Raw genomic sequence first — 26008 nt, 5'->3', positions numbered from 1 at the left:
GGCGCCGGGGAGTGGCGCGCCTTTCTGGCCGCGCTGGACGCCCCGAGCTCCCCGCCGAGACGCTGGCCTCCTGGCACCACCGGGCGGTCGGGGACTCGCCGGGTCCCTGTGTCCCCCGGCGCAGGCGGCGCGGCTGGCCGAGTGGACCGACCGGGTCCTGGGGGGCGAGGTGCTGGAGGGCATCGACTTGGAGGTCCGCCTCCCGGACGGCTCGGCGCGCCTCATGCTCGCGCACCTGTACCCGTCACGGGGCGAGGACGGCGGGATTGGGGGGTGCATCCTCGCCTGCACGGACATCACCGAGCGTCAGCGAAAGACCGAGGCGCTGGAGGAGCGTGACCGCTCGTACGAGACGGTCCTGAACGCGGTGCCCGCCCCGCTCGCCGTGTTCGACCGCCAGCAGCGCTACCTGTTTTGCAACCCCAGCGCCATCGCCAACGACGAGATTCGCGCCTGGGTGATCGGCCGGGACGACTTTGAATACTGCGCCCACCGCGGGTTTTCGCCCACCCTGGCGCAGAACCGCCGCGAGCGGTTCCAGGCGGCGGTGCGGCAGCGGGGGCCGATCTTCTGTGAGGGGAGCAGTTCACCCTGCCGGACGGCCGCGTTCGGCCCATGCTGCGCTGCCTGAACCCGGTGTCCTCGGCGGCGGGGGGAGCTGGACCTCGCCACCGGCTACGGCCTGGACATCACCGACTGCAAGCAGGCCCTGGAGAGCTGGCGGGGCTCAACCGCGAGCTGGAGACGGCCAACCGCAGGCTGCAACACGACGCCCTCCACGACGCCCTGACCGGCCTGTCCAACCTCGCCCTGCGGCGCGACCGATTGGAGCAGGCGCTCGCCCGCGCCCGGGAGCCGAACGGGTCCGGCTTCGCGGTGCTGTTCCTGGACACCGACCGCTTCAAGGTGATCAGCGACTCGCTGGGGCACCCAGCGGGGGACGCGCTGCTCGTCGCCCTGGCGGGGCGGCTGCGGGCCGAGCTGCGCCCCACGGACACGGTCACCCGGCTGGGCGGGGACGAGTTCACCCTGCTGCTCGAACCGCTGGGGAACGGGGAGTACGCCCGGGGGGTCGCGGGGCGCGTCGGAACGGCGCGGCGCCAGCCCTTCGGGGTGCAGGAGCACGAACTGCTCGTCTCGGCGAGCATCGGGCTGGTGTTCGGCGGCCCGAGGTACGAGTCGGCGACCGCCGTGCTGCGCGACGCGGACATCGCCATGGACCGGGCCAAGGCGCGCGGCGGGGCGGGCTACCAGGAGTTCACGCCCGAGATGCGCGAGCAGGCCGTGGACCGCACCCACCCGGAGCGGGACCTGCGGCGGGCCATCCGCCAGGGGGAGCTGCGCGTGCTTTACCAGCCCATCGTGGCGCTCGCCTCGGGGCGCACGGTGGGGTTCGAGGCGCTCGTGCGCCGGCAGCATCCCGTTCGCGGCCTGCTCCCCCCGCCGGGTTCATCGACCTGGCCGAGGAGACCGGGCTGATCCTCGACCTCGACCGCTAGGTGCTGCGCGGGGCGTGCGCGCAGGTGCTCGCGTGGCGGCGGCCCGGGGGGGTGCCCCCCGAGCTGTGCGTCCACTTCTCCGGGCGGCACTTCGCGGCGCCCGACGTGTACACCTCGCTCGCGGGGGTGCTGGGTGACCTGGGCTTCGACCCCCGCGCCCTCAGGCTGGAGATCACCGAGGGCGTGCTGCTGGAGCATTCGCAGACCATCGGCGAGACCCTCGCTCGCATCCGCGAGCTGGGGGTGGGCCTCTCCCTCGACGACTTCGGCACCGGGTACTCCTCGCTGGGCGACCTCCAGTTCTACCCGGTGGACACCCCCAAGATCGACCGCTCCTTCGTCCACCGCATGACGGGCAACGGGGAGAGCACGGAACTCGTGCGCACCATCATCCAGATGGCGAAGAACCTGAGGCTGCGGGTGGTCGCCGAGGGGGCATCGAGACCCCGGCCCAGCATGAGCGGCTCCGCGATCTCGGCTGCGACTACGCACAGGGCTACCTGCTCTCCCGGCCCCTGGCCGCGGGGGACGTTCCGGCCTACCTGGCCCGCGAGCGTGCCCTGCGCGGCGAGCCCGGGGAACTCCCGCGGCCCCGGTAGGTCGTCCCCTCCGCTACACCCCGCCCGGCACCCCTGCCTCGGCGAAAGTCCGCATCTCGCGCAGGGTGGCCGCCGCGGAGAGGAGTAGCGGTGCCGCCAGCACGCCGCCCGTCCCCTCGCCCAGCCGCAGACCCAGGCGGAACATCGGTTTCAGGCCCAGGTGGGCGAGCTGCGCCGCGTGCCCGATCTCGGCGCACTCGCCCGCCGCAAAGAGGAAGTCCCGGAGGTGCGGCGCGAGGGCCACCCCGACGAGCGCCGCAGAGCCCTCCACGAAGCCGTCGAGGATGACGGCGCGCCGGGAGGCGGCGGCCTGGAGCATCATCCCCAGCATCGCCGCGATCTCGTAGCCGCCCAGGTCGGCGAGGACGCCGAGGGGGTCGCTGGGGTCACTCCCGTTCCGGCCCAGCGCCTCCCTCACGGCCCCCACCTTGCGGGCCAGCGTTTCGTCGTCCACCCCGGTGCCCCGCCCCGTCACTTCCACAGGGTCGAGGTCCAGCAGCCGGGCGGTGAGGGCGGCGGCGGGCGTGGTGTTCCCGATTCCCATCTCGCCGGGAACGAGCAGGTCGGCGCCCTCCTGGGTGGCCCGGCGGGCCAGGGCCGCCCCCGCCAGAATCAGGGCCTCGGTTTCCTCCCGGGTCATGGCGGGCTCGCGGCGCAGGTCGCGGGTGCCCCGGCGCACCGCCGCCCGCACCAGCCGGGGGTGGCCGGGCAGCTCCGCGTTCACCCCCGCGTCCATCACGTACACCCGCGCCCCCACCGTGCGGGCGATGGCGTTCACGGCGGCCCCGCCCGGCCCCGCGTCCGTGTCGGCCAGGAAGTTCGCCACCATCGCGGGCGTCACCTCGGGCGGGTAGGCGCTCACGCCCCCCGCCGCCACCCCGTGGTCCCCCGCCGCCACGAGGACCGCCACCCCGCGCGGCCACGGCTTCTCGGTCCTGAACACCCCGGCGAGCCGCACCGCCAGTTCCTCCAGGTCGCCGAGCGCCCCCGTGGGCTTGGTGAGCTGGGCCTGCCGCTCGCGAGCCGAGCGCATGGCGGCGGGGTCGGCGGGTCCGGTGGCAGCGATCAGGGCGGCGAGGTCGGGGTGAAGGGGGGTGGTCATGGGACTCCTTCAAATGTTGAGTGCGGAGGGCTTGAGCCGCACGGGCAGGCCGCTCACCAGGAGCCACGCCTCGTCACTCGCCGCGGCGGCCCGCTGGTTCACCCAGCCCAGCACGTCCCGGTAGCGGCGGGCGAGGGCGTTGTCGGGCACGATGCCGAACCCCACCTCGTTGGTCACGAGGACGGTCAGGCCGGGGCGGGCGCGGGCGGCGGCGAGCAGCGCGTCGGCCCGCGCGAGGATAGCCTCGTCGGGCAGGTCAGCCAGCATCAGGTTGCTCACCCACAGGCTCAGGCAGTCGAGGAGGACGGTGGGGGTGGCCGCGTCGCGGAGGGCCTGCGGGAGGTTCACGGGCTCCTCGACGGTCACCCAGCCGGGCGGGCGGTCAGCGCGGTGACGGGTGATGCGGGCCTCCATCTCGGGGTCGAGGGCCTGCGCGGTGGCGAGGTACGTGACCCCCTGACCGGGCGCGGCGGCCCGGCGCTCGCCGAAGGAACTCTTGCCGCTGCGGGCGCCGCCCGTGACGTACACCAGATTGTGGCACGGGGTCACGGCCACCGGCCCCCCCGGGCAGACCGCGCCCCCTCCCCGACCGACCCGGGATGAGTCAAATGGATTCGGCCCACCATGATTCCTCCTTCCGTACGGGTTCTGTCCGGCTGGACGGTTCCGGCGGGGGGAATGCTAGCGTGCCCGGCGTGTCCGCCGCCCCCACTTCCCCCGGCGCCCCACAGGGCAGCACCCGCGAGCTGCTCACGCTCGCCGGGCCGCTGATGCTCTCGAACCTCGCCTACACGGCGGTCGGCTTTACCGATACCCTCCTGATGGGCCGCCTGGGGGTGGTCGAGGTCGGGGCGGTGGGCTTTGCCAACATCTGCCTGCTCACGCTCGTGCTGCTGTTCCGGGGCAGCCTGAACACCGCCTCGACGTTCGTGGCCCGGGCGCTGGGGGCGGGGGACGCCGCCGGGGTGCGCCGCTGGGCGAGCGTATTCCTGGGCTCGGCGCTCGTCGGCGTGCCGCTGGCGCTGGTCGGCCCCCTGCTCCTCGACGGCCTGTTCGCCCTGCTGCGGCCCGAGCCCGGCATCACCGCCGTCGCCCGGACCTACACGCACATCCGGGTGTGGGAAATCCCGGTCCTCCTGCTGGGCAGCGCGGCCCTCTCCGTCATGGTGGGGCTGGGCAACACCCGCACGCCCATGCGGCTCGCCTGGCTGGTGGTCGTCGTCAACGCCGCGCTGGCCGTGCTGTTCATCTTCGGCCTCGGGTGGGGCGTGGCCGGGGCCGCCTGGGCCGCCGTGATCGCCGTGACCCTTCAGAACGGCCTGGCGCTGGGGCTCCTGGGCCACCTGCACGGGCCGCGCTTCGGGCCGTTCCGGCTGGCGCGGCCCACCCGGGGGGAGCTGGGAAGCCTCGCGCGGGTCAGCCTGCCGGCGGGCGTCACCGAACTCGCCGACGTGAGCGCCTTCACCGCCTTTCAGGGAGTTCTCTCCCGCCTGGGTCCCACCGAACTCGCCGCGTCGCAGATCGCCCTCCAGCTCGCCAGCCTGGGTTTTCTGCCCGCCTTCGCCCTCGCGTCGGCCACGGGGAGCCTGCTTTCCCGGGCGCTGGGGGCGGGCCGCCCCGAGGTCGCCACCCGCATCGGCTGGCGGGGAACTGGCCTCGCCGCCGCCTTCATGGGCGTGCTGGGCGTCCTGTTCCTGACGCTGCCTCGCCCCCTGATCGGCCTGTTCAGCCGCAGCCCCGAGGTCCTCGCCGTGGGCACGAGCGTCCTGGCCGTTATGGCGGCCTACCAGATCCTCGACGGGGTCGCCATCGTCCTCGGCGGGGCGCTGGGCGGGGCGGGCGACACCCGCTTCCGGCTGATCGTGACCCTGACGGGCGCGTGGCTGGTCATGGTGCTGGGCGCCTCCTGGCTGGCCCCCCGCTACGGCGTGACCGGGGCGTGGGGGGCCGCGCTCGCCTTCATCACCCTGGCCGCCGTGGCCTACGTGCTGCGCTTCGCCTCCGGCCGCTGGCGCAGCGTCCGGCTCTGAGGGCAGGCGGCCCCGCTTCGTTCCCGGTATTCGCTGGGCCCGCTGGGCAGGGTCTTCAGCCCATCAGTCCGCCACGGGCCGTCCGTGATGAATGGCTGGAGGTGGTCTTCTTCCCGGGGGTCACAGGCTCTTCCGGTGGGCGGCGCCCCACAACCCTCGCACCTGGGCCGGGGCCTAAGTCCGTTGGGTCCAGTGGTGAGAGTGCCCCAGGAAGGGCGTGAGCGGGCGGGCAAGTGCCGGGTTCAGCGGGGAAGAGGATGGGGCACGGCACGGAGGCCGGCATCCGGGAGGTTGGCCGCCCCACCCTGAATCCTCCCAGCTCCAGCTATGGCATCCACCGAGGCGCTTTCCCGCCCGGTGGAGAAGCGCGTCCGGGAGCTTCCCCGCACGACCGGGGAACCGGATGCCGAGGAGCAGACGGGGAGGCCCCCGGGCAGAAGGACGGGCCGGTGGGGTCCCCGGGCCGGCACCGCGCACCCCCGGCCACCCCGCCGCTGCGCCACAATGCCCCCATGACCGACCGCGAACTGAATTTCGCCCGCACGATCCTCGGGGACCGGAACTTCCGCGAGGTGCCCGACGAGGAGGTGCTGCGCGAGGCCGAGCGGCTGCTCTCGGAGTGGATGTCCGGCGAGGCCCGGCTGGAGCGCCCCAAGCTGTACGACCACTACGCGCTGCTGCTGGTGGCCCTGACCCGCCGCGTCCGCGACCTGGAGGCGCGGCTGAGCGCCCTGGAGGCCGGGCGTTGATCCGCGTCAAGGTCTGCGGCATCACCTCCGTCCACGACGCCCTCCTCTCGGCGGAGGTGGGGGCCGACGCGCTGGGCTTCATCTTCGCGCCGGTCAGCCGCCGGCTCGTCCTGGCCGGGGTGGCGCGGGAGGCGGGGCTCGCGGTCGGCCCGGCGGTGGGGCGGGTCGGCGTGTTCCTGAATCAGGGGCTGGACGAGGTGCTGCGCCTGGCCGAGGCCGCGCGGGTGAGCGCCGTGCAGCTCCACGGCCCGCTGTCAAGTCTTTACGTGCGCGAGGTCGCCCGGTATCATCCCGTTCTGCGCGTTCTGTGCCCGGGCGACCTGGGCCGCGGGGACGTGCTGGAGACTCTGGAGGACCCCGCCGTGACCCCCATGGTGGACGCGCCGGAACCGGGGGGCGGGGTGCCGCTCGACTGGGAGGCCCTGCGGGACGTGTTCCCGCCCGGGGCCTGGCTCGCCGGGGGCCTGGGACCCGCGAACGTCGCGGAGGCGATCCGCGTGCTGCGCCCGGCGGGGGTGGACGCCGTGAGCCGCCTGGAGGAGAGGCCGGGTGTGAAAAATCCGGGAGAGGTCCGCGCCTTCATTCGGGCCGCGCGGGAAGCGGGGCGGCAGAGTTATCCACAGTGAAACGCGGCCCTGTGGATAACCTCACGGTCGCGCTTATCCCCCTTGTACTTGTCCGGGAGCGCCGTGTGGGACGCTCTTTTTGCCGTGTCCCGCCCGAGTGCACCCCGGCCCTTTTCCACACTTGTCCACAAGGCCTGTGGAAAAGGCTGTGGATAACTTCCGCCGCCTACTCCGGCCTGGGTTACAATTCCGCGCGCCCGTCGCCGTCCCCCAGCTCCCCGAACCAGCCCGCGAGGACCCGGCCTCCCTCCACCACGGTTTGGGCAGGGCCGAGGTCCACCCCCACCCCGGCGAACGGCACCCGGGCGACGGTGTGGGTCTTGACGCGCAGGTCTTCCAGGTTCCCGTGGTCACTGGTCAGGACCACCCTCGCCCCCGCGCCAAGCAGCCCCAGCAGCAGGGCGTCCACCCGCTCCAGGTAGGCCCGCCCGGCCTGCAGGACGCCTGAGGGGAGAGGGTCGCGGCCCAGGTGCCCCAGGCGGTCGCCGAACCACAGGTCGCAGACGATCAGGTCCTGCTCGCGCGCGGCATCCGCCAGCACCGTCCCCAGCCGCGTGACCTCGGCCAGGGGCTCCCCGGGCGGCCAGGGATCGGCGTAGCCCAGCCCCAGGGTGGCGGGCACGGGGGGCACACCGGGCGGGTTGAGGCTCAGCCCCGCGGCCAGGAAGGAGAAGGGGAAGCAGCCCATCCGGGGCCGCCGTTCCTGCGACGCGAAGTAGGCGGGCGGGTAGTGGTTCGCCAACGCCGCCCGTCCGCCCGCGCGCACAATCCGTCCGGGAAGCGCCCGGGCACGCAGCAGCCGCTGAAGCGTGGGCCCGGGGTGCGGCCCGAAGTGCTCGCCCATGTGGCGCACGGCGTCCAGCCCCGTCAGCCAGCACGTCTGCCCGGTGCCCGACTGCGGCAGGCCCGGCACGCCCAGCGTCGCGTCGAGCGCCAGGCCCGAGTCCACCAGGGGGCGCAGCGCGGGCAACTCGGTCTCCCAGACGGAGCCCTCCGGCGCGCCCTGCGGGTGGCCGACGCCGTCCAGCGCGAGCCAGACGAGGCCCGTCACGGGGAGTGGGGCGGGCCGCCCCGGGTCAAGCGCGGTACTGGGCCGGGAGCCGCCCCACGGCCTCCTCGAACGCCTCCGGGAAGCGTTGCCGGAAGTCCGACTCGGCGACCACGTCGTCCCCCCGCAGCCACGCGAACCGGAAGCCGTCCCCGATCTGGAGCCTGCCGGTCAACCCGGCCTCCTGGAGGCGCGCCGCCACGGCCCGGTCCGCCTCTTCCAGCCGCTCCGGCCAGTGTTCCTCCAGCTCGGCCTGCCGCTCGACTTCCCCATCGGTGAGATCCTCGAATCCGCCGGATGACATGGGGTCAGGCTACACCCGGGTTCGCGGCCCCACGGCAGAGCGCCCTTGAGAAAGGGGAAAGGGAGGCCGTCGCCCCGACCCCCTCCGGGTCAGCCGCTACACTCCCCCCATGACGGTGTTGCGTGTGGCGGCGGCGGCGTACCCGGTGGACTTTCACCCGGACTGGGGGGCGTACGAGGCCAAGGTTTCGGGCTGGGTCGCCGACGCGGCGGGGCGGGGGGCGAACCTGCTGGTGTTCCCCGAGTACGCCCCCCTGGAACTCGTGAGCCTGCTGCCCCCCGAGCTGCACCACGACATCCTGCCCATGCGGCCCGCGCTCCAGGCCTTCCTGCCCGGCTTCACCGCGCTGCACGCCCGCCTGGCCCGCCAGCACGGGGTCGGCATCGTGGCAGGGAGTTTCCCAGTAGCCTCCGGCGAGGGCTTCGTGAACCGCGCCCACGTCTTCGGCCCGGATGGCCAGGCCAGCCACCAGGACAAGCTGATGATGACCCGCTTCGAGGCCGAGGAGTGGTTCATTGGGCCGGGCGGGGGCGTGCGGGTCTTCGAGATGCCGCTGCCCGGCGGTGAGACCCTCCGCTTCGGCGTCGCCATCTGCTACGACAGCGAGTTCCCGACCCTGGCCCGGCGGTTGGCGGAGGGCGGGGCAGAGCTGCTGGTCGTGCCGTCCTTCACCGGCCTGCGCTCCGGGTACACCCGCGTCCGGGTGGGCAGCATGGCCCGCGCGCTGGAAAACCAGCTCTACGCCGTCCACGCCCCGCTGATTGCGGACGCGGGCTGGACCTACGCCGTCGAGCAGGCGACCGGGAGGGCCGCCGTCTACGCCCCCGCCGACCTCGACCTCCCCGAGGACGGTGTGGTCGCCCAGGGGGAATGGAACGTGCCTGGCTGGCTCGTCACCGACCTCGACCTGAGCCTCACGCGCCGGGTGCGCGCGGAGGGTCACGTCCTGAACTGGCGCGACCGCGCGGTGGCCGAGTCCCGCCCCACCCCCGCCGAGGTCGTGCCGCTCGGCGAGGCCGCGCGGGTGGAAGAAACACGTGCCTGAGCCCGTCACCGTCCGCCTCCTGACCGCCGCCGACGCGCCCACCTACCGGGAGGTGCGCCTCTCGGCCCTGCGGACGGACCCGCTCGCCTTTATCACCACCGCCGAGGAGTTCGCGGCGCGGCCCCTCGCCGAGATCGCCGCCCGGCTGGAGCCGACGCCGGAGGTGGCGAATTTCGGCGCCTTTCAGGATGGGGTGCTGGTCGGTCTCCTGACCGTCGCCCGGGAGACCCGGCCCCGGCTGAACCACCGTGCGAATGTGTTCGGGGTGTCTGTCCTCCCGCCCGCGAGGGGCCAGGGCTGCGGGGACGCCTTACTCCGGGCAGGAATCGCCCACACGCGGAGCTGGCCGGGCGTGACCTCGCTGCACCTGGGCATGATGGAGACGCAGCACGCGGCGCGGCGGCTGTACGAGCGGCACGGGTTCCAGCTCTGGGGAACGCAGCCCGACGCCGTGCGGGACGCGGGGGGCGGGCACCTCGCCGAACACCACCTCGCCCTGCTGCTGTGAAGTTCACCCGGAGTGGGGCAACTGCGAAAGACCTGCGCTGGCCGCAGCCAAGTCAACTTCCTCCCAACTCTCGGCTGCATAAGTTGACTTCCCCTGCATCCCACGCTATAGTTTTTAACATCACCGCCTAGAGAGGCGGCTTTTTTATTGCCCTTCGAGCACTGTGAGGGCGTCACGGGCGGCCTCCAGCTCCATCTGTGCGGTGCGGCCCGGCGCGGCGAGGGGGACCAGGCGGGCGATGTCAGCCTCCACCTGCTCGCGGAGCAGCCCGGACCCCTCCCGCAGCAGGTGGGGACCGTAGCGCAACGCGGCGTTCAGGGGTAGGCTCGCGTAGGCTGGGTCGGTCCCCCCCGCGCGGTCCAGCCGCAGCACGGGATAGGGCCAGTACCCGGCGATCAGGCGCTCGGCGGTCAGGTGGTAGCCGTGCTCGCGCGCCCAGACCCGCAGGGGCCGGGGGGAGTCATTCGGTTGCAGAACCAGCGTGGGCGGTCGCCGCTCCCCCGCCCGGTCCAGGATGCCCACCATCGTCCCCGCGCCCATGCCCGTCATGCTGGCGCTGTCCACCTCGCCGGGCCGGAGGGGCGCGAAGCCGTTTCCGGCGCGGACCTCGATGCGGTCTTCCAACCGGGCCCGCGCCACCTTGCGCTGCGCCAGGGCCAGCGGGCCGGGGTTTAGTTCCACCACCACACATCGCCCCACGCGGCCCTCCCGGATCAGCCGGATGGGGAGGTGGGCGTGATCCGAGCCGATATCGGCATGGACCTCCGAGCGAATCAGGTGCAGCGCGGCTTCCAGCCGGGCGTCAAGGGTGGAGGTCGGCATCACGCGCCTCCTCGTGTTCGTGCGGAAGGCCGCTTTGTCGGCCCAGGATTACACTGTAGGTTCCCACCGCGAGAATGACGGCGGCGATGGCGGCCCCGTAGGTCAGGATGTCCGGCCCCCCCTGCCACTCCAGCGCCACGGCGAAGAAATTTACGGCCAGCGCCGTGACCACCACGCCCAGCAGCTTCTGCTTCAGGTCATCGAAGGTACGGATGTGCAGCCAGGCCGGAACGTTGTGGAGTTGCCCGACGAACAGGGCCTGGAGCCCCAGACTGATGATCAGCAGCGCCACGCCGACGAGCAGCGTGTCGGCCTGCTCGACGGCGGCGATAAGCAGTTCCTTGGTCGTGCCCGCCTCGCCCAGGTGGCCGAATGCTTCCCGGATGGTGCGGTAAGCCTGCACGATGGCCGCGATGAAGAGCGCCAGGCTGAAGGCGAGGGAGCTGAGGACGCCCAGTTCCACGATCAGCAGCGTGAACCCGAACGCTCGGGCGACTGTGCGGACCCTGGACGGGCCGGAGGCAGGGCGCGAGCGGCTCACCCGCCCAGCATAAGGTCAGCCTCTCCCCGACTGAACGGGTTCCAGCACGGTCACGGGGTCGCCCACCCGGATCAGGCCGCCCGAGATCACCCGCGCCGTCAGGCCCCCGTGCCCGCGCACGGCGTTGTAGCCGCCCTCGCCCAGCGTCTCCTCCATGCGGGAACAGGGATGGCATTCCCCGGTGGCCTCCAGCACGACCTCCCCCACCCGGAGCCGGGCGTCCTTGAGGGCGAGCAGGGGCAGGCCGCTCACGAGGAGGTTGCGGCGCAGCCTCTCGGGTGTGGCTTCGGACAACCCTGCCAGGGCCGCGATCACGGGCAGGTGCTCGGCCTGGAGGAGCGTGACCTGTCGCCGCCCGGGACCGCCGGGAATGGGAGAAGTCCTCTGTGGGGTCGCCGCTTCCCCCGGTTCCCCGGTCAGGGCGCGCAGCCTGGCTGGAGCCTGTTTCCCGTGGTCGCCGATCAGGCCGACGAGGGGATGCACCTCCGCTTCCGTCACGCTCCGCACCGGGCCGCGCCGGGTCTCGCGCAGCCCGATCCACTCCAATCGGCCCGGGCGGGGAAAGGTGGCGCGGAGTTCGTGGATGGTCTTCACCGGGTCAGGGTAGAGCGTGAGCCGCCTTTTGCTACACTGCTCCGCATGAGGCGTCTGACCCGACGTGCGTATCCTCCCCGCCGCTAGGTGGGCGGGTCAGTTCTAGCCTGAAATCCAACCCCCGGCGGCGCATTTGCGAAAGAGCGAGTGCGCCGCCCTCTTTTTTGGAGTGCCCATGAATGAAATCCGCCGGAACCTGCCCGTGGACGAACAGCTCGCCATCCTGAAACGCGGCGTCGTGGACCTCGTGACCGAGGACGACCTGCGGCGCAAGCTGGAGCGCAGTTTAGAAACAGGCGCGCCCCTGCGCGTCAAGCTCGGCGCCGACCCCACCCGCCCGGACCTGCACCTGGGGCACGCGGTCATCCTCCGCAAGATGCGCCAGTTTCAGGACCTGGGGCACAAGGTCATCATGCTGATCGGTGACTTCACCGCCATGATCGGCGACCCCAGCGGCAAGTCGAAGACCCGCCCTCCGCTGACCCTGGAGGAAACGCGCGCCAACGCCCAGAGCTACCTGGAGCAGTGCAGGCTGATCCTGCGCGACGACCCCGAGGTGCTGGAGCTGCGTTTCAACGGCGAGTGGCTGGAGCCGATGGGCTACGCGGACGTGATTCGCCTCGCCAGCCGCTACACGGTCGCCCGCATCCTGGAGCGCGACGACTTCACCAAGCGGCTGAACGCGGGAACGCCCATCAGCGTCCATGAACTCCTCTACCCGCTCACCCAGGGTTACGACTCCGTGGCGCTGGAGGCGGACGTGGAGCTGGGGGGCACGGACCAGCTCTTCAACAACCTCGTGGGCCGCGCCCTGCAACGCGACTACGGCCAGGAACCGCAGGTCGTGATGACCCTGCCCCTCCTCGTCGGGCTGGACGGCGTGGAGAAGATGTCCAAGAGCCTGGACAACTACATCGGCCTGACGGACGAGCCGCACCTGATGTTCGCCGCGCTGATGAAGGTGCCCGACCCCCTGCTGGAGAACTACTTCACCCTGCTGACCGACCTGCCGCAGGAGCGGATCGCGGAGCTGCTGACGGGCCATCCGGTGGCCGCACACCGGGAACTGGCCCAGCAGGTCGTCTCCTGGCTCCACCCCCGGGCTGATCTGGACGCGGCAGAGGAGCGCTTCCGGGCGGTGGCGAGGGGCGGCATCCCCGAGAACATCCCCAGCGTGAGCGTGCCCAAAGAGGAGTTGGGCGAGAACGGCAACGTCAGCATGGCCCGGCTGGTGGTCCTCGCGGGGCTGGAACCCAGCAACGGCGCCGCCCGCAAGCTGATCGGAAACCGGGGCCTGAGGCTCAACGGCGAGACGTACACCGAGCCGCAGGGCAACCTGAGCCTGGGCGACCTCTCCCGGGAGGGCGGCGTAGTCATTCAGAAGGGCAAGGACAAGTTCGCGCGGCTGGTCCTGGGGTCCTGACCCGTTCGGGGTCTCGCCGGGGCCTCCACGGGCTTCCCAGAGGCCCGGCCCACAGGGAAAGTTATGCACAGAACGCTGTGGATAACTCTCCCTTCTGTGGATAACGTCCAGAACGCGGTTCGATTCGTTCCCACCAAAAAGTTATCCACACCCGGGGTGTGGATAAAGCCGCGCACTGTGGATAAAAACCTGACAAGCCCCTCACATGAAGACGAGGGGCCGTTCTTTTTGGGCGCCGGGTGAAGGTTTAAACCCGGTCGCTCAGGTCTTCCTCACGCAGACGCTCGACACGCAGCATGTTCGTGGTGCCCCTCACGCCGAAGGGCACGCCCGCCGTGATGACGTAGCGGTCGCCCACATCCGCGAGCCCGCTCTTCCTCAGCTCGTCGTTGGCGATGCGGACCATGTCGTCGGTGTCGTGCGGGTCCTCGCTGAGCATGGGCACCACGCCCCAGGAGAGGGCGAGCTGGTTGCGGGTCTGCTCGTTGGGCGTCAGGGCCAGGATCGCCAGCGGGGGCCGGTTCTTGGCGATACGGGTCGCCGCGCCGCCCGTGCTCGTGAAGGTCACGATGACGGGCGTATCCAGCTTCTCGCCGATGGAGCAGGCCGCGGCGGCGATGGAGTCCTGGGCGAGCTCCGTCTCGATCACGACCTGACGCTGGAGCATCTTGTAGTGCTCGCTCCCCTCGGCCTCGCGGGCGATGCGGTCCATCATGGCGACGGCCTCGACGGGGTAGTGCCCGGCAGCCGACTCCGCGCTCAGCATCACCGCGTCGGTGCCGTCGTAGATCGCGTTCGCCACGTCCGACGCCTCGGCGCGGGTGGGACGTGGCAGGTTGATCATGCTCTCCAGCATCTGGGTCGCGGTGATCACCGGCTTGCCCACCTCGCGGCACAACCGGATCAGGCGCTTCTGGATGGTGGGCACCTGCTCGGGGCGCATCTCGACGCCCAGGTCGCCGCGCGCGACCATGATGCCGTCCACCTCGCGCAGGATGTCCTCGAAGCGCTCGACCGCCTGAGGCTTCTCGATCTTCGCCATCAGCTTGGCCCGCGAGCCGAAACGGGCGAGGTAGTGCCGGGCGAGCAGCAGGTCGTCGCGCGAGCGGACGAACGAGAGCGCCACCCAGTCCACCCCGAGCTGTGCCCCAAACTCCATGTCCTGCACGTCCTTGTCCGACAGGGCGGGCACGGCGAGTTCGGCCTGCGGCACGTTGATGCCCTTGTTGTTCTTCAGCACGCCACCGATGATTACCGTCGTCTGCACGTCGTTGCCGCGCACCTGATCGACCTTCAGGTTCAGGTTGCCGTCGTCGAGCAGCAGGGTCATGCCGGGGTGAACGTCGAGCGCGAGCCCCTTATAGGTGCTGCTCACGCGCGTCTCGTCGCCCTCGACATCGTCCATCGTGATCGTGAACTTCTGGCCGGGCTCCAGGGTCACGGCCCCCTCGCGGAAGCGCCCCACCCGGATCTTCGGCCCCTGGAGGTCTTGCAGGATGCCCACCGTCACGCCCTTGCGGGTGGCGAGTTCCCGCACCATCTGCACCGTCTGGCGGTGGTCCTCGGGGTCCCCGTGGCTGAAGTTCATGCGGACCACGTTCAGGCCCGCGTCGATCATCCGGCCCAGCACCTCGGGGTTGCGGCTCGCCGGGCCGACGGTGGCGACGATCTTGGTTGCTCGGTCAAAGTGTTTCATATCGGGTCCTTGCTTTCCGTGTTGGAATCTCTTCCAGAACCGTCAGCAATCAGCGATCAGCCGCCAGCACCTTCTGAAAGCTGATCGCTGACGGCTGACCGCTTCCTACCTCAGCGCCCGGCGCCCCGGATACACGGCCCGGTCGCCGAGCATGTCCTCGATTCGGAGGAGCTGGTTGTACTTGGCGATGCGGTCCGAGCGGGAAGCCGAGCCCGTCTTGATTTGCCCAGCGTTCGTGGCGACAGCCAGGTCGGCGATGAAGGCGTCCTCCGACTCGCCCGAGCGGTGGCTGATGATCGTGCCGTAGCGGCTGCGCTTGGCGAGTTCGATGGCGTCCATCGCCTCGGTCAGCGTGCCGATCTGGTTGACTTTGACCAGGATCGCGTTCCCCACATCCGTCTCGATGCCGCGTTGCAGCCGCTCGGGGTTGGTCACGAAGAGGTCGTCGCCCACAAGCTGGACCCGGTCGCCCAGGCGGCTGGTCAGGAGCTGCCAGCCCTCCCAGTCGTCCTCCGCCAGCCCGTCCTCAATGGACACGATGGGGTAACGGCTGCTCCAGTCGGCCCAGAAGTCCACCATTTCCTGCGTCGAGAGGGCGCGGCCCTCGCTCTCCAGGTGGTACTGGCCGCCTTTGTACAACTCGGTCACGGCGGGGTCGAGCGCGATGCAGATGTCCTGGCCCGGCTCGTACCCAGCCTTCTGGATCGCTTCGAGCAGGACTTCCAGCGCCTCCTCGTTGCTCTTGAGGTCCGGGGCAAAGCCGCCCTCGTCGCCGACGTTGGTGTTGTAACCGCGGCCCGAGAGAACCTTTTTCAGCGCGTGGAACGTCTCGGCCCCGTAGCGCAGCGCCTCGCGGAAGGTGGGGGCGCCCACAGGCATCACCATGAACTCCTGGAAGTCCACCGAGTTGTCCGCGTGGGCGCCGCCGTTGATGACGTTCATCATCGGAACGGGGAGGGTCTTGGCGTTGCTGCCGCCCAGGTAGCGGTACAGGGGAACGTCCAGCTCGTTCGCGGCGGCGCGGGCGGTGGCGAGGCTGACGGCCAGGATCGCATTCCCGCCCAAGCGGCCCTTGTTCGGCGTCCCGTCGAGGTCGAGCATCGCCGCGTCCACCGCGCCCTGGTCGGAGGCGTCCAGGCCCACGACGGCGGGACCCAGCGCCTCGTTCACGTTCTGCACGGCCTTCTGCACGCCCTTGCCGCCGTAGCGCCCGCCCCCGTCGCGCAGCTCCAACGCCTCGTGGGTGCCGGTGCTGGCGCCGCTGGGCACGATGGCGCGGCCAGAAAAGCCGCTGTCGAGGAAGACTTCGGCCTCCACCGTCGGATTTCCACGCGAGTCCAGCACTTCACGGGCGATGACTTTCTCGATGTTCATGCGCTTGCCTCCCCTGTTCGTTCGCAAACTGCCGGGCCGACCACTCGGCGCCAAGTGTAGCGCGGACACTATAGGCGCCCCGGGCCGGAGGTGAATGCACGCGGTCTAAGCCGGGGAGGGTAGGCGCCGGACATGCCCCTCCTTGCCCTCCACTGCCCCCTTAGACGCGCAGCGTGACCATCACGGCCATGTACCCGCCCCCCCCGCTCGCGCGGAAGATAGCGGGGCTCGTGGAGCCCGAGAAGAGGAGTTCGGCTTCCCCCTCGATGGGTCCCAGCGCATCCAGCACATGTCGGGCGTTGAAGGCGAGGCTCATGGCGGGCTCGCTGCCCCCCTGCGTCACGTCCAGCGTGTCCTGCGCCCGCCCGTAGTCCCCCTCGGCGGCCAGGCGCAGCTTGCCCTCGCTGACCAGGAACTCGACCCGGTTGTTCGCGTTCTTGTCGGCGAGGACGGCCACCCGGTTCACGGCCTCCTTGAGCGCGGTGCCGGGCAGCGTGACCTGAAGCTTGATGTCCTTGGGAATCACCCGCTCGTAGTCCGGGAAGTCGCCGTCAAGCAGCTTGAGGTTCATGCGGACGCGGTCCGTGGTCACGCTGAGCATCCCCTCGCCGTAGGTGAAGCGGGCCTCGCCGTCCTTCAGCACCCGGATCAGCTCGTCGGCGCTGCGGGCGGGGACGATCAGGTTGCGGCCATCCCCGTCAGCGGGAAAGTCGCGGATGGCGACCCGGTAGCCGTCGGAGGCGACGACCCGGGCGGAGCCGCCGCCGCGGTGTTCCAGCTTGATGCCCCGGAAGACCGCCTGAAACGCCTCGTTGCTCGCCGCGTAACGCACGCTGCCAAAGGCGCGGGCGAGTTCGGCGGCGTCAAGGCTCACGTCGGCGTGGGCGGGAAAGCTCAGCGGCGGGTACGCCTCCAGGTCCCCGGTCTGGAGCTTGAAGTCGCTCCCGCCCGCACGCACGGCGAGTTCGCTCCCCACGATCTCCAGCTCCACGAGTTCGCCGCCCAAATTCCGCACGATCTGCGCGAACAGGTGGGCGGGCACCACGAAGCTCTGCGGGTCCTGCACCTCGGCGGGCACGAAGCACGACAGGTCGATTTCCAGGTTGGTTCCGCTCAGGGTCAGTCCGGCCTCGGACGCCTCCACCTTCAGGGAGGTCAGGAGGGGATTGCTGCTGCGGCTGGGGACCACTCGTTCCAGCAGGCCGAGACCTTCGCTCAGGGTTTTCTTGGTGACGTGCGCTCTCATCATTCCCCTCTCTGGGTTCGCCCCTATCTTTTACCTGTTCTTTTAAAACTAAAAAGATAGTAGTAGTAGTAGTAGGTCCTGTGGAAACTGTGGAAAAGTGGCCTAGGGCCGCTCCAGGAGCCGATCTTGCCTGTGGACAAAATTGTGGATAACTGGCACTTCCCTGTGGATAACCTGTGGATAACTCGGGCACTTATCCACAGGGTTAAATGACCACCCGGTTTTCCACAGAGTTTTCCACAGAAAAAACGGGGTTTTCCACAGGTTATCCACAGGGTTTTCCACAGAAAGTGAAAGTTTGCACACGGATTTGGAACGGTTTTTGGAACTTATTCTGTTCATCAAGGAATTGAAGATGAAACTACGCAAGGTTTTCCTCATCTTCCACATTCTGGAGATGGCGTCGCAGGGCGTCCACCGAGGCCGTCAGCTCGGGGTCCTTGCCCAGTTGCTCGGTCACCTTGGAGACCGCGTGCATCACGGTGGAGTGGTCACGGCCGAAGAACTGGCCGATCTCCGGCAGGGAGTGGCTCGTCAGCTCGCGGATCAGGTACATCGCCACCTGGCGGGGCACGACGACCTCGCGCACCCGGCCCGAGCCGCGAATCACGTCCGGAGGCATGTTGAAGTGGGCGGCGGTCGAGCGCAGCACGTCCATCATCTCGACCTTGACCTCCTGCGGCGCGAACACGTTGCTCAGCGCCTTGGCGGCCACCGCGCGCGAGAAGGGCACGTTGTTCAGGCTGGCGAACGCCACGACCCGCATCAGGGCCCCCTCCAGCTCACGGATGTTGCTCGTCACCTGGCGGGCGATCAGCTCCAGCACCTCCTGCGGGATGTCGATGCGGTTGTGTTCGGCGTTCATCTTGAGGATCGCCACGCGCGTCTCGAACTCGGGGCTCTGGATGTCGGTGATCAGGCCCCACTCGAAGCGGCTGCGCAGCCGTCCCGCCAGCGTCTCGATGTCCTTGGGGGGGCGGTCGGAACTCAGGATGATCTGCTTGTGGTTCTCGTAGAGCGCGTTGAAGGTGTGGAAGAACTCCTCCTGGGTGCGCTCCTTGCCGCCCAGGAACTGGATGTCGTCCACGAGCAGCAGATCCACCGAGCGGTAGCGGTTCCGAAACTGGGTCATCTTGTCGTCGCGGATGGCGTTGATCAGGTCATTCGTGAACGACTCGGTGGAGACGTACTCGACGCGCTTCTCGGGATACCGCTCGGTCATGTAGTGCCCGACCGCGTGCATGAGGTGCGTCTTGCCCAGGCCCACGTCCCCATAGATGAAGAGGGGGTTATAGGCCTTGCCGGGCGACTCGGCGACTGCCAGCGCCGCCGCGTGCGCGAGGTTGTTGTTCGGCCCCACCACGAAATTCTCGAAGGTGTACTTGGGATTCAGGCTCTTGCGGTTCTCGGCGGCCACGGCGGGGGGTGCGGGCCGGCTGATCTGGCCCAGCGGCTGCCCCAGGGTGGGCGCGGGCGGCGGGTCCTGCGGGAGGATCATCGCCTCCTGCACGGCGGGCAGCACCTGGAAGCTGACCTGCGGGTTCTGCGCGCCCAGGCTGCGCAGCGCGTCCTCCAGCAGTTCCAGGTAGTGCTTGCGAAACCACTCCTGCGCGAACGAGTTGCGGACGCCCAGCACGAGCGAGCCGTCCTGCACCCCCAGGTTCTTCACGGGGGCGAACCAGGTGTGGTACTCGACTTCCGAGATGTTTTTGCGGACGTACCCCAGCACGTCCGCCCAGATTTCCTGCGTGATAAGGCGCACCTCCCCTAGGTCTTGCCCACTCGGACTTTCGGGGCCAGCATACCACCCCCTCCCGTTCTCTCTCCCGGGAGAGAGGCGAGAGGGGAAGACTCAGCCCCGGCGGGTGGAGGCCAGCACCTCCGCCTCCCGCCCGGGGGTCAGGAAGAGCTTTTGCGGCGTGTTTGCGCTCCACATGCGGGTGTCCCGGGCCGTCGTCAGGGGGTCGGTGTGGGTCAGGCCCGCCGCCCGCGCCCGCTCGCTGCTCACGTCCATCAGCCCGCCCTGCTCGCCTCCCGCCGGAACCCAGGCGGGCAACTCGCGCCAGCCCACGCCCTGCGCCTCCAGCGTCGCCTCGTCCACCCAGACCGCGTGGGCGTCCGATCCCGTCGCCTCCCGCGCCAGGTTCAGGAACTCCCGCCAGCTCAGCCGGGGACCCGCGAGGTTGAAGACGCCGGGGATATCCTCCTCCAGCACCCTGACCGTGAAGCGCGCGAGGTCGCGGGCGTCGATGACCTGGATGAAGTCGGAGCCGTCGCCGGGGGCGAGGAAGTCCCCACCCGCCGCCACCCGGTCCACCCAGTACGTGTAGCGCCCGGTGGGGTCGTATGGCCCCGCCACGATCTGCGGGCGCAGGATGGTCGCGCGCTCGCCGAAGACCTCCCCCACGATTCGCTCGCAGGTCACCTTGAGGGGGCCGTACGTCTCGCCCGTCACCTCGGTCACGTCCTCGGCGGCCTCGGGCAGCAGGGGGTCGTCCTCCCGAATGGGGTGGCGGCCTTGCTCGGCGTAGACGCTCACGGTGCTGACGAAGACGTAGCGCCCCACCCGATCCCGCAGCTCTTCAGCACTCGCGCGCACCTGCCTCGGCGTGTAGCCGCTCACGTCCACGCAGGCGTCCCAGGTGCGGCCCTCCAGCGCCGCCAGGCCCGCCGCGCCCTCGTCGCGGTCCCCCTTCAGGCGCTCGACCGTCTGGGGCAGCTCGTCGGGGGTGCGGCCACGGGTGAGCACGGCGACCCGGTGCCCCTCCGCCAGCAGCGCCTCCACGATGTGCCGCCCCACAAACTGCGTTCCGCCCAGCACGAGCACGTTCAATTTTTTCCCGGTCATGCCGCAGCATCCCACGTGACCGGACGGCGCGCCTAGAGTGGGGCACATGAAGGTGCGGTTCACGTCGGGGAAGGTCCGCGTTCGGCTCGACGATCTGGAGGTCGCCGCGCTGGCCCGGGGGGAAACGTTGGAGGTCCGGGTGGACTGGCCCGGTGGCGGCTGGGGCCTGACCCTCGATCCCGGTCTGGACGGGGTTTCCGGGCAGGAGGGGGCCCTCCGGGTGGGCCTGCGGACGCCGCTCCCGGACCTGCTCGATGAGACCCGGGAAGGTGTGACGCTGCCCGGCCCCCCGCGGGTGGACGTGGAAAAGGACTATGGGCCGCAGCATGGCTGAACACTCCTCCCGCACGCGACACTGGCGGGGGGTGGCGTGCGCTCTCCTGCTCAGTCTGCTTGCGCCCGCCGGGGCGGAAACGTCGATGCTGGTGGCGAGCAACGGGCCGGAATGGAAGCTTCTCCTCGACATTCAGGCTCGTGTGCCTGGGTTCGCGGGGTTCGTCCTCCAGCCGCGGCAGAACGGACATTCCCGCGCGGTGCCCCTCCTTGTGTTCCCGAATCTGGCCGCGCAGGCGGCAGTGGCCGTAAGGGAGACGTTCAACCTCCCAGCCCTGCCAGTTGCCATCCCGGCCCGCTACAGTGCCCGGACGCTGGTGGAGGCCGTGCGGCGGATCGCGGCAAAGCAGCCCTCCGCACAGCCTGTGGTGGACTTTGGGCTGAACCGGGTCGTGGTGGACTCGCCCCGATCATACCTGGACGAGCTGGCGCGGGAATGGGGCGTGCCACGCGCCCTGCTCGTCGCTCGGGAGGAGAAGCCGCAGTTCGAGGAAAAACTGCTGGTGCGCGGCCAGATCACGGCTGGGAAGCCGCTGGAAGGCCTGCTGCGGGTGCAGGTCAGAAACACGCTGGACCGTCCCGCTGCCTTTGCGTACGGCTGTAGTGGGTTTTTGCCCCTTCGGGTGCTGACCTCCCGGGGGCAGCCGTTGCCCGAGGAGCCGGGGGAGTCAATTCCCATTTGCACTGACGAATTGATGCTGATCGTCCTCCAGCCAGGAGAGGCGCGGGAGTTTCCGGGGCTGGCCTTGCGGGTCAAGGCGCCCCCCGCGGGCAAGTACCTTTTGAAAACGGAGCGGGGCGCGCTCCTCCCCCTGACAATATGGCCGCGCTGACCCCCTGGCTGCCCTTTGCGTTCAGCAAGTTCCCGGTCGCGCGTCAGGCTCGAAGTCCCCTATCCCTCCCGCCATCGTCCGGCTTCGCACTTCCTAAGCTGTGGAGGCTGAGCCAGAGGAGGGAACATGACAGGCAATGACGACGGCGGCGCCGCCACGGGTGGCATGAGCGGGATCACCGAGGACACGCCCGATCAGGCGGGAGTGCCGGGAGAGGCCGGGAGCATCGACGGTGTCTCTGCCGCGGGGGCCCCGCCCGAAACCTACGACGTGTCCGGGAATGCGGACGGCAGCGGGGAAAGTCCTGGGCAGGAGGGCGGAGCGGCTGAGGCCGAGAGTGGCGAGGGCCTAGTCTCCGGTGATACAGGGGGAGTGACGGGCACCAGCGACCTTTGAGGCGCTGGCCCTGCCCGAACGGCTTACGGCAACAGAAGGCGGTTAGGCGCCCGGGTGGCCTCCCAGTCGGCCAGCGCCTCCTCCCCGGCCCGGGTCAGGGTGTAGACGGCTTTCGTCTGCCCACCGCTCTCCCGGGCGATCAGCTTTCGGCCCTCCAACGCTTTGAAGGTGACGACGCTGAGCCTTCTTCCCCCCAGCGTGTAGTACGGGCCGCGCCCGGTCTGGCGCAGGTGGAGGGCGAGTTCGGCACCCTCCCGCATCCCGCGGAGGACCTTCGCCTCAGCATCGGTCAGGGGCATGGGCTCCTCTCCCCTCTTGGAGGGCACGGGGCTCAGTGGCCGGAACCTTCCTCCCCCACCTCGAAGGCGAGGATCGGGGAGTCGGACGTGATCCTGAAGCGCCCGCGCAGGCCGTCCAGCACCCGGCGCTGATCGTCACCGTTTCCCCGGATGCCGTGGGGCACCTCGTCGGTGACGTGGGGAAAGCGTACCCCCTCCACCTCGACCCCGGGAGTCCCGTCCTCCAGGGTGACGAAGCGGGCCGGAACGCGGCCCCCGGGCAGCACCATCGTGAAGTCCCTGTCCATGGGCCAACCGTAGCGGGGCGGGAGGCCGGGCCGCGTGAGGAGGGGCGCGGCGTGCTCTTTAGCTTGTGCCTACCGCCTCGCCCAGCGCCCGCCGACCTCCTCCGCCAGGCCCATCAGTTGCAGCATCACCAGGGCGGTCTGGAGGTCGGGCAGCGCGAGGCCGGTCGCGCCTTGCAGGTCGTCGAGCGTCGCGGGCGTGGTCAGCGCGGCGTGGACGCGGGCCTGCTCGGGCGGGAGGTCGGGGAGGGGCGCGGCGGGCGCGTCCCCCCACCCCAGCTCGTCCAGGATGTCCCCCGCCGTCTCGGTCAGCACGGCCCCCTCGCGCAGCAGGCGGTGGGGCCCGGCGGCGCGGGGGTCCCCCGCCCGGCCCGGCACCGCGAAGACGGTGCGCCCGCACTCCAGGGCATGGGTGGCGGTGATCAGCGAGCCGCTTTTGAGCTCGCCCTCCACCACCACTGTCGCGCTGGAGAGGGCCGCGATGATGCGGTTACGGGTGGGAAAGTGGTGTTGCGCGGGGCCGGTGTCCAGCGGGTACTCGCTGACCAGGGTGAGGCGGCGGGCCAGGCCCGCGTTTTCACTGGGGTAGATCATGTTCACCGCGCTGCCCAGCACCGCCACGCTGATCCCCCCGGCGTCCACGCTCGCCTCGTGCGCGGCAGTGTCCACGCCCCGCGCGAGCCCGCTGACGACCGTGACCCCCGCCCGCGCCAGGTCGGCAGCGAGTCGGCGCGTCAGGCCCAGGGCGTGCGGGCTGGCGCCGCGCGTGCCCACGATGCCCACGGCGCGCGGCACGACCGGGAACTCGGGGAGGTCGCCCCGTACCCACAGGACCGCGGGCGGGTCCCCCAGGGCCTCCAGCGCGTCGGGATAACCCTCCAACCCCCGCCCCAGCAGCGTCACCCCCTCCCGGGCCGCCTTGGCGAGTTCCGCCTCCGCCTGCTCGCGGGGCCCCGCGGTCCCGACCCCCGCCACCGACCGGGCATCGAGGCCCGGCACATCGCGCAGGGCCGTCAGGGGGGCGCTCAGGGCCGCCCCCGCACTCCCGAAGTGTCGCCGCAGGTGCTCGGTGCGCCGCGGACCCAGATGGGGGGTGAAGCGCAGGGTGAGCAGCGCGTGGAGTTCCGTGCGGTCGAGGGTGGGGGTCACCGCGCCAGGATAACGGGGGTCCGGTCCAGGCTCCGGGGATTTTCGTGATGTGCCCCCGGCAGGCCCGGAAGCGGGCCTACGGGGCGGAGAGGGCCGTCCCCGGTTGCCCGGCGGGCTCCTCGTCCTCCTCGTCGCCCAGGGCCACGCCGGGGAGGGTGAGGACGAACTGGGCCCCGCCGCCCGGGGCATTTCCGGCCGTCAGGGTGCCGCCGTGCAGCGCGGCGATCTGCCGGGCCACGCTCAGGCCCAGGCCGCTGGAGCCGCTGCCGCTCACGAAGGGCTCGAAGATCCGCTCGCCGAGTTCCGGGGGCAGGCCGGGGCCGCTGTCGCGCACGGTGAAGGTGACGTGGTCGGCGGTTTCCTCCAGGGTCAGGCTGACCGTCCCCTCCGGCCCGGCGGCGCGGCGGGCGTTGGCGAGCAGGTTGCGGAGGGCCTGGGTCAGCCGGTCGGGGTCGCACAGCAGCATCCCGCCCCAGTCCCCGGCAAAAGAGGTGCCCGGCACCAGCCGGTCGAGTCGCCCGCGCAGCGCCGACGCCGGGATGAAGTGCCAAGCCACCTTCATCTCCAGGTGTCCCCGAGCGAGTTGCATCAGGTCCTGGGTGGTGAAGGTGAGTTCGTCCGTCACGAGGGCGGCGCGCACCACCTCGGGGTCGCGGGTGCGGTCGGCGGCCCGCGCGAGGCTGGCCTTGAGGACTGTCAGCGGGGCGCCGAGCTCGTGGACGATCTGCCCCAGCAGTTGCTTCTCGCGCGCCTGCACCGCCTCGATGCGGACGAGCAGGCGGTTGAGGGCCGCGAGCAGGCGGTGAACCTCGTCCTCGCGCGCCGGGAGGGGCAGCGTGGCGACGCTGCGGGTGGGGTCGATGTGGTCGGCGAGGTCGGCGGCCTCCCCCAGGCCCGCGAGCGCCCGGCGGCCCACCCCCCACCCCACGACCAGCATCAGGACCGGGGTGACGAGCAGCGCGAGGAGCAGCGCGTTCGTCGCGCTCTGGCGGGCGGCCACCAGGTCGTCCTCCGGCAGCGCCACCCACAGGGTCCCGAAGCCCCCCAGCTTGCGGGTGGCGGTGCGGGCGGAGGACCCCCCGAGCTGCACCGTCCGCTGGCCCTCGAAGGGGAAGGGGGCCTTCTCGTACTGCCGCAGGCTGGGGGTGGCGGCGAGCACCTGCCCGTCCTCGTCCACGATCATCGTGTAGGTGCCCGCGCCGCCCGGCGTTTTCCCCAGGCCCTGCTGACCGCCCAGCCACGCCTCCGCCAGGGTGTCGGCGCGCTCGTCCAGCCGGGTCTGGAACTGCGCGTCCATCTGCCGCAGCAGCAGGGTCATCACGCCCAGCCCGATCACGGTAATCAGGGCCAGGGCGACGAGGGTGTACACCAGCGCCAGCCGGAAACGCAGGCTGTGGCGCCAGGCCACCCGCGCGCTCCTGAGGGGGGCGGGCCGGGTCAAGCGCCCTTCCCCTCAGAAGGCTGCGGCCCACCCCGGCGGCAGGGCGCGGGATGGGTCGTGGAGGCGGGCATAGGCGGAGTGTAGGGGGAAGAGGTCAGGTTTGCAGGACATACCCGACATTGCGGATGGTGCGGATCCGCAGGTCGGAGGCGGCCTGCTCCAGCTTCTTGCGAAGCTGCGAAATCCGCACCTCGACCGAGTTGCTGTTGGGCGTCTCCCAGCCGTACAGGTGCGACTCGATGTCCGCCCGCGAGAAGACCCGCTCGGGTGTCCGCATCATGAGTTCCAGGATGCGCGCCTCATGCTCGGTGAGGTTCACGTTCTTGTCGTTCACCGTGAGGAGCAGGCTGCTCGTCGAGAGGCTGGTGTTGCCCAGGTTCACGCCCGTCCCGGCCGCCGTGCGGCGCAGCAGGGCCGTGATCCGTGCGTCGAGTTCCGGCATGGCGAAGGGCTTGGTGAGGTAGTCGTCCGCGCCCGCGTTGAGGCCCGCCACCCGTTCCTGCACGCCACTTCTGGCCGACAGCACCAGGACCGGCGTGCTGGAATACTGCCGCAACGCCTGCACGAGGTCCAGCCCGTCCCCGTCGGGCAGGTTCAGGTCGAGCAGGCGTTGCGGCGAGTGGGTCCCCAGCCACGCCTGCGCCTCCTTGAGGGTGGAGGCGTGCTCCACGAGGTAGTCGGCCGACAGGTACTCCTTGAGCAGTGGTCCGAGGTGGGGATCGTCCTCCACCACCAGAATCTGTGCCAGCATTCAGCGGTCTCCTTGGTCTTTGGGCTCAGTCAGCTTGGCTTTTTCCGGCACCGCGCGCAGCCCGGGCAGGCTCAGGGCCTGTCCCGCCGCCTGCGATTGCAGGGTCAGCCCGAGACCCGTCAGGAAGCGGGCCAGGGTCACGGTCCCGTTGGGTGCGTCCAGGGTCAGTTGTCCGCCCTTGAGGGCGCCGTCATAACGGCCTTTCAGGCTGGGATACAGCCCCTGGGCCTTTTCGTCGTCGTCGCGGGAGAACAGGACGTAGACTGGGCCGCTGTAGTCCCGCACGAGCTGGACCACCATCCGGTCCCCGCTCGTCTCGCCGTACCCCAGCTTGGTCTGGAGTTCGCGGTCCCAGACGATCAGCTTCAGGGCCTGCGCCGGGGTGGCGAGGGCGAGCAGCGTCAGCAGGGCGAGGGCGCGGTTCATCACGGTCACTGTAATCCAATCGGCGGGCGGGCAGGGGAGCCC

General features: G+C 70.6%; 30 protein-coding genes. 12 read left to right on the top strand and 18 right to left on the bottom strand.

Annotated elements, in window-relative coordinates; translation table 11 throughout:
* Positions 1–70 precede the first annotated feature (70 nt).
* The 3 genes from DAERI_RS18960 to DAERI_RS23180 are packed head-to-tail and all read left to right on the top strand — an operon-like array spanning position 71 to position 2186.
* A complete protein-coding gene (locus DAERI_RS18960; protein WP_103131003.1) occupies positions 71–631 on the top strand; it encodes a PAS domain-containing protein in 561 nt (186 codons plus the stop codon).
* Positions 616–1479 (top strand): bifunctional diguanylate cyclase/phosphodiesterase, encoded by an 864-nt coding sequence (locus DAERI_RS23185; protein ID WP_103131002.1) that lies wholly within the window; start codon positions 616–618, stop codon positions 1477–1479. Before DAERI_RS18960 ends, DAERI_RS23185 begins: the two co-directional genes overlap by 16 nt.
* A gap of 20 nt (positions 1480–1499) precedes the next feature.
* Complete coding sequence (locus DAERI_RS23180) at positions 1500–2186, top strand: EAL domain-containing protein (RefSeq protein ID WP_103131001.1); 687 nt, start codon at positions 1500–1502, stop codon at positions 2184–2186.
* Here the strand turns inward: DAERI_RS23180 and cobT are convergent.
* On the bottom strand, positions 2112–3200 hold the full coding sequence (gene cobT / locus DAERI_RS18945) for a nicotinate-nucleotide--dimethylbenzimidazole phosphoribosyltransferase (protein WP_103131000.1): 1089 nt from the start codon (positions 3198–3200) through the stop codon (positions 2112–2114). The genes DAERI_RS23180 and cobT overlap by 75 nt on opposite strands.
* A gap of 9 nt (positions 3201–3209) precedes the next feature.
* Positions 3210–3755: a bifunctional adenosylcobinamide kinase/adenosylcobinamide-phosphate guanylyltransferase gene (gene cobU, locus DAERI_RS18940; protein WP_235610463.1), complete on the bottom strand. Its 546-nt coding sequence runs from the start codon at positions 3753–3755 to the stop codon at positions 3210–3212.
* 140 nt (positions 3756–3895) lie between these two features.
* Here cobU and DAERI_RS18935 point away from each other — a divergent pair, with 140 nt between their 5' ends.
* The 3 genes from DAERI_RS18935 (at position 3896) to DAERI_RS18925 (ending at position 6605) form a co-directional block, all read left to right on the top strand.
* Complete coding sequence (locus DAERI_RS18935; RefSeq protein WP_103131046.1) at positions 3896–5230, top strand: MATE family efflux transporter; 1335 nt, start codon at positions 3896–3898, stop codon at positions 5228–5230.
* A 512-nt stretch (positions 5231–5742) separates the two neighbouring features.
* Positions 5743–5979 (top strand): hypothetical protein, encoded by a 237-nt coding sequence (locus tag DAERI_RS18930; protein ID WP_103131045.1) that lies wholly within the window; start codon positions 5743–5745, stop codon positions 5977–5979.
* Entirely contained in the window at positions 5976–6605 is a 630-nt protein-coding gene (locus DAERI_RS18925; RefSeq protein WP_103130999.1) for a phosphoribosylanthranilate isomerase, read from the top strand. Before DAERI_RS18930 ends, DAERI_RS18925 begins: the two co-directional genes overlap by 4 nt.
* A gap of 181 nt (positions 6606–6786) precedes the next feature.
* On the opposite strand, the gene DAERI_RS18920 is transcribed toward DAERI_RS18925, so the two are convergent.
* Both DAERI_RS18920 and DAERI_RS18915 read right to left on the bottom strand, forming a co-directional pair.
* Positions 6787–7656 carry an alkaline phosphatase family protein gene (locus DAERI_RS18920; protein WP_103130998.1) on the bottom strand — a complete coding sequence of 290 codons (870 nt, stop codon included), beginning with the start codon at positions 7654–7656 and terminating at the stop codon, positions 6787–6789.
* 25 nt (positions 7657–7681) lie between these two features.
* Positions 7682–7957 (bottom strand): hypothetical protein, encoded by a 276-nt coding sequence (locus DAERI_RS18915; RefSeq protein ID WP_103130997.1) that lies wholly within the window; start codon positions 7955–7957, stop codon positions 7682–7684.
* 109 nt (positions 7958–8066) lie between these two features.
* Between DAERI_RS18915 and DAERI_RS18910 the strand changes: the two genes are divergently transcribed.
* The gene (locus DAERI_RS18910) at positions 8067–9002 is read left to right on the top strand and encodes a carbon-nitrogen hydrolase family protein (protein WP_103130996.1); all 936 of its coding nucleotides are present in this window, start codon (positions 8067–8069) and stop codon (positions 9000–9002) included.
* Positions 8995–9510 (top strand): GNAT family N-acetyltransferase, encoded by a 516-nt coding sequence (locus DAERI_RS18905; RefSeq protein WP_103130995.1) that lies wholly within the window; start codon positions 8995–8997, stop codon positions 9508–9510. Before DAERI_RS18910 ends, DAERI_RS18905 begins: the two co-directional genes overlap by 8 nt.
* A gap of 144 nt (positions 9511–9654) precedes the next feature.
* Here the strand turns inward: DAERI_RS18905 and DAERI_RS18900 are convergent, their stop codons facing one another.
* From DAERI_RS18900 to DAERI_RS18890, 3 genes are read right to left on the bottom strand one after another with little or no spacing between them, the layout of a single operon-like run.
* Positions 9655–10332, bottom strand: coding sequence for a tRNA (adenine(22)-N(1))-methyltransferase TrmK (locus DAERI_RS18900; protein ID WP_103130994.1), 678 nt, complete (start codon positions 10330–10332; stop codon positions 9655–9657).
* Positions 10313–10873, bottom strand: coding sequence for a YqhA family protein (locus DAERI_RS18895; protein ID WP_103130993.1), 561 nt, complete (start codon positions 10871–10873; stop codon positions 10313–10315). The genes DAERI_RS18900 and DAERI_RS18895 overlap by 20 nt, the downstream gene beginning before the upstream one ends.
* Positions 10874–10888: 15 nt before the next feature.
* The gene (locus DAERI_RS18890; protein ID WP_103130992.1) at positions 10889–11467 is read right to left on the bottom strand and encodes an MOSC domain-containing protein; all 579 of its coding nucleotides are present in this window, start codon (positions 11465–11467) and stop codon (positions 10889–10891) included.
* 175 nt (positions 11468–11642) lie between these two features.
* On the opposite strand from DAERI_RS18890, the gene tyrS reads away from it, so the two are divergent.
* Positions 11643–12890 (top strand): tyrosine--tRNA ligase, encoded by a 1248-nt coding sequence (tyrS, locus tag DAERI_RS18885; protein WP_165794292.1) that lies wholly within the window; start codon positions 11643–11645, stop codon positions 12888–12890.
* A 247-nt stretch (positions 12891–13137) separates the two neighbouring features.
* On the opposite strand, the gene pyk is transcribed toward tyrS, so the two are convergent.
* The 5 genes from pyk to DAERI_RS18860 form a co-directional block, all read right to left on the bottom strand.
* A complete protein-coding gene (gene pyk / locus DAERI_RS18880; protein WP_103130991.1) occupies positions 13138–14586 on the bottom strand; it encodes a pyruvate kinase in 1449 nt (482 codons plus the stop codon).
* A 105-nt stretch (positions 14587–14691) separates the two neighbouring features.
* Entirely contained in the window at positions 14692–15960 is a 1269-nt protein-coding gene (gene eno / locus DAERI_RS18875) for a phosphopyruvate hydratase (protein WP_103130990.1), read from the bottom strand.
* Positions 15961–16120: 160 nt separating this feature from the next.
* The gene (dnaN, locus tag DAERI_RS18870) at positions 16121–17206 is read right to left on the bottom strand and encodes a DNA polymerase III subunit beta (protein ID WP_103131043.1); all 1086 of its coding nucleotides are present in this window, start codon (positions 17204–17206) and stop codon (positions 16121–16123) included.
* Between the two features lie 361 nt (positions 17207–17567).
* Positions 17568–18959, bottom strand: a complete 1392-nt coding sequence (dnaA, locus tag DAERI_RS18865; protein WP_103131042.1) for a chromosomal replication initiator protein DnaA — start codon at positions 18957–18959, stop codon at positions 17568–17570.
* 99 nt (positions 18960–19058) lie between these two features.
* Complete coding sequence (locus DAERI_RS18860; RefSeq protein WP_103130989.1) at positions 19059–20054, bottom strand: SDR family oxidoreductase; 996 nt, start codon at positions 20052–20054, stop codon at positions 19059–19061.
* Between the two features lie 46 nt (positions 20055–20100).
* Here DAERI_RS18860 and DAERI_RS18855 point away from each other — a divergent pair, with 46 nt between their 5' ends.
* From DAERI_RS18855 to DAERI_RS18845, 3 genes are all read left to right on the top strand, one after another.
* Complete coding sequence (locus tag DAERI_RS18855) at positions 20101–20388, top strand: hypothetical protein (protein WP_103130988.1); 288 nt, start codon at positions 20101–20103, stop codon at positions 20386–20388.
* A 31-nt stretch (positions 20389–20419) separates the two neighbouring features.
* On the top strand, positions 20420–21220 hold the full coding sequence (locus DAERI_RS18850; protein WP_133162076.1) for a hypothetical protein: 801 nt from the start codon (positions 20420–20422) through the stop codon (positions 21218–21220).
* Positions 21221–21346: 126 nt separating this feature from the next.
* Positions 21347–21616, top strand: coding sequence for a hypothetical protein (locus DAERI_RS18845; protein ID WP_103130986.1), 270 nt, complete (start codon positions 21347–21349; stop codon positions 21614–21616).
* A 23-nt stretch (positions 21617–21639) separates the two neighbouring features.
* Here DAERI_RS18845 and DAERI_RS18840 read toward each other — a convergent pair whose 3' ends face one another.
* From DAERI_RS18840 to DAERI_RS18815, 6 genes are all read right to left on the bottom strand, one after another.
* A complete protein-coding gene (locus tag DAERI_RS18840) occupies positions 21640–21915 on the bottom strand; it encodes a hypothetical protein (protein ID WP_103130985.1) in 276 nt (91 codons plus the stop codon).
* Between the two features lie 32 nt (positions 21916–21947).
* Entirely contained in the window at positions 21948–22202 is a 255-nt protein-coding gene (locus DAERI_RS18835; protein ID WP_103130984.1) for a hypothetical protein, read from the bottom strand.
* A 69-nt stretch (positions 22203–22271) separates the two neighbouring features.
* A complete protein-coding gene (dprA, locus tag DAERI_RS18830) occupies positions 22272–23348 on the bottom strand; it encodes a DNA-processing protein DprA (RefSeq protein WP_103130983.1) in 1077 nt (358 codons plus the stop codon).
* A gap of 76 nt (positions 23349–23424) precedes the next feature.
* Entirely contained in the window at positions 23425–24789 is a 1365-nt protein-coding gene (locus DAERI_RS18825) for a sensor histidine kinase (RefSeq protein WP_103130982.1), read from the bottom strand.
* A gap of 94 nt (positions 24790–24883) precedes the next feature.
* On the bottom strand, positions 24884–25540 hold the full coding sequence (locus DAERI_RS18820) for a response regulator transcription factor (protein WP_103130981.1): 657 nt from the start codon (positions 25538–25540) through the stop codon (positions 24884–24886).
* A complete protein-coding gene (locus DAERI_RS18815) occupies positions 25541–25966 on the bottom strand; it encodes a hypothetical protein (protein ID WP_165794291.1) in 426 nt (141 codons plus the stop codon).
* Positions 25967–26008 lie beyond the last annotated feature (42 nt).

Origin of the sequence: Deinococcus aerius (assembly GCF_002897375.1) — a bacterium.
In the GTDB taxonomy this organism is placed as follows: Bacteria; Deinococcota; Deinococci; order Deinococcales; family Deinococcaceae; genus Deinococcus; species Deinococcus aerius.
This window is presented reverse-complemented; position numbering and strand designations above follow the sequence as displayed.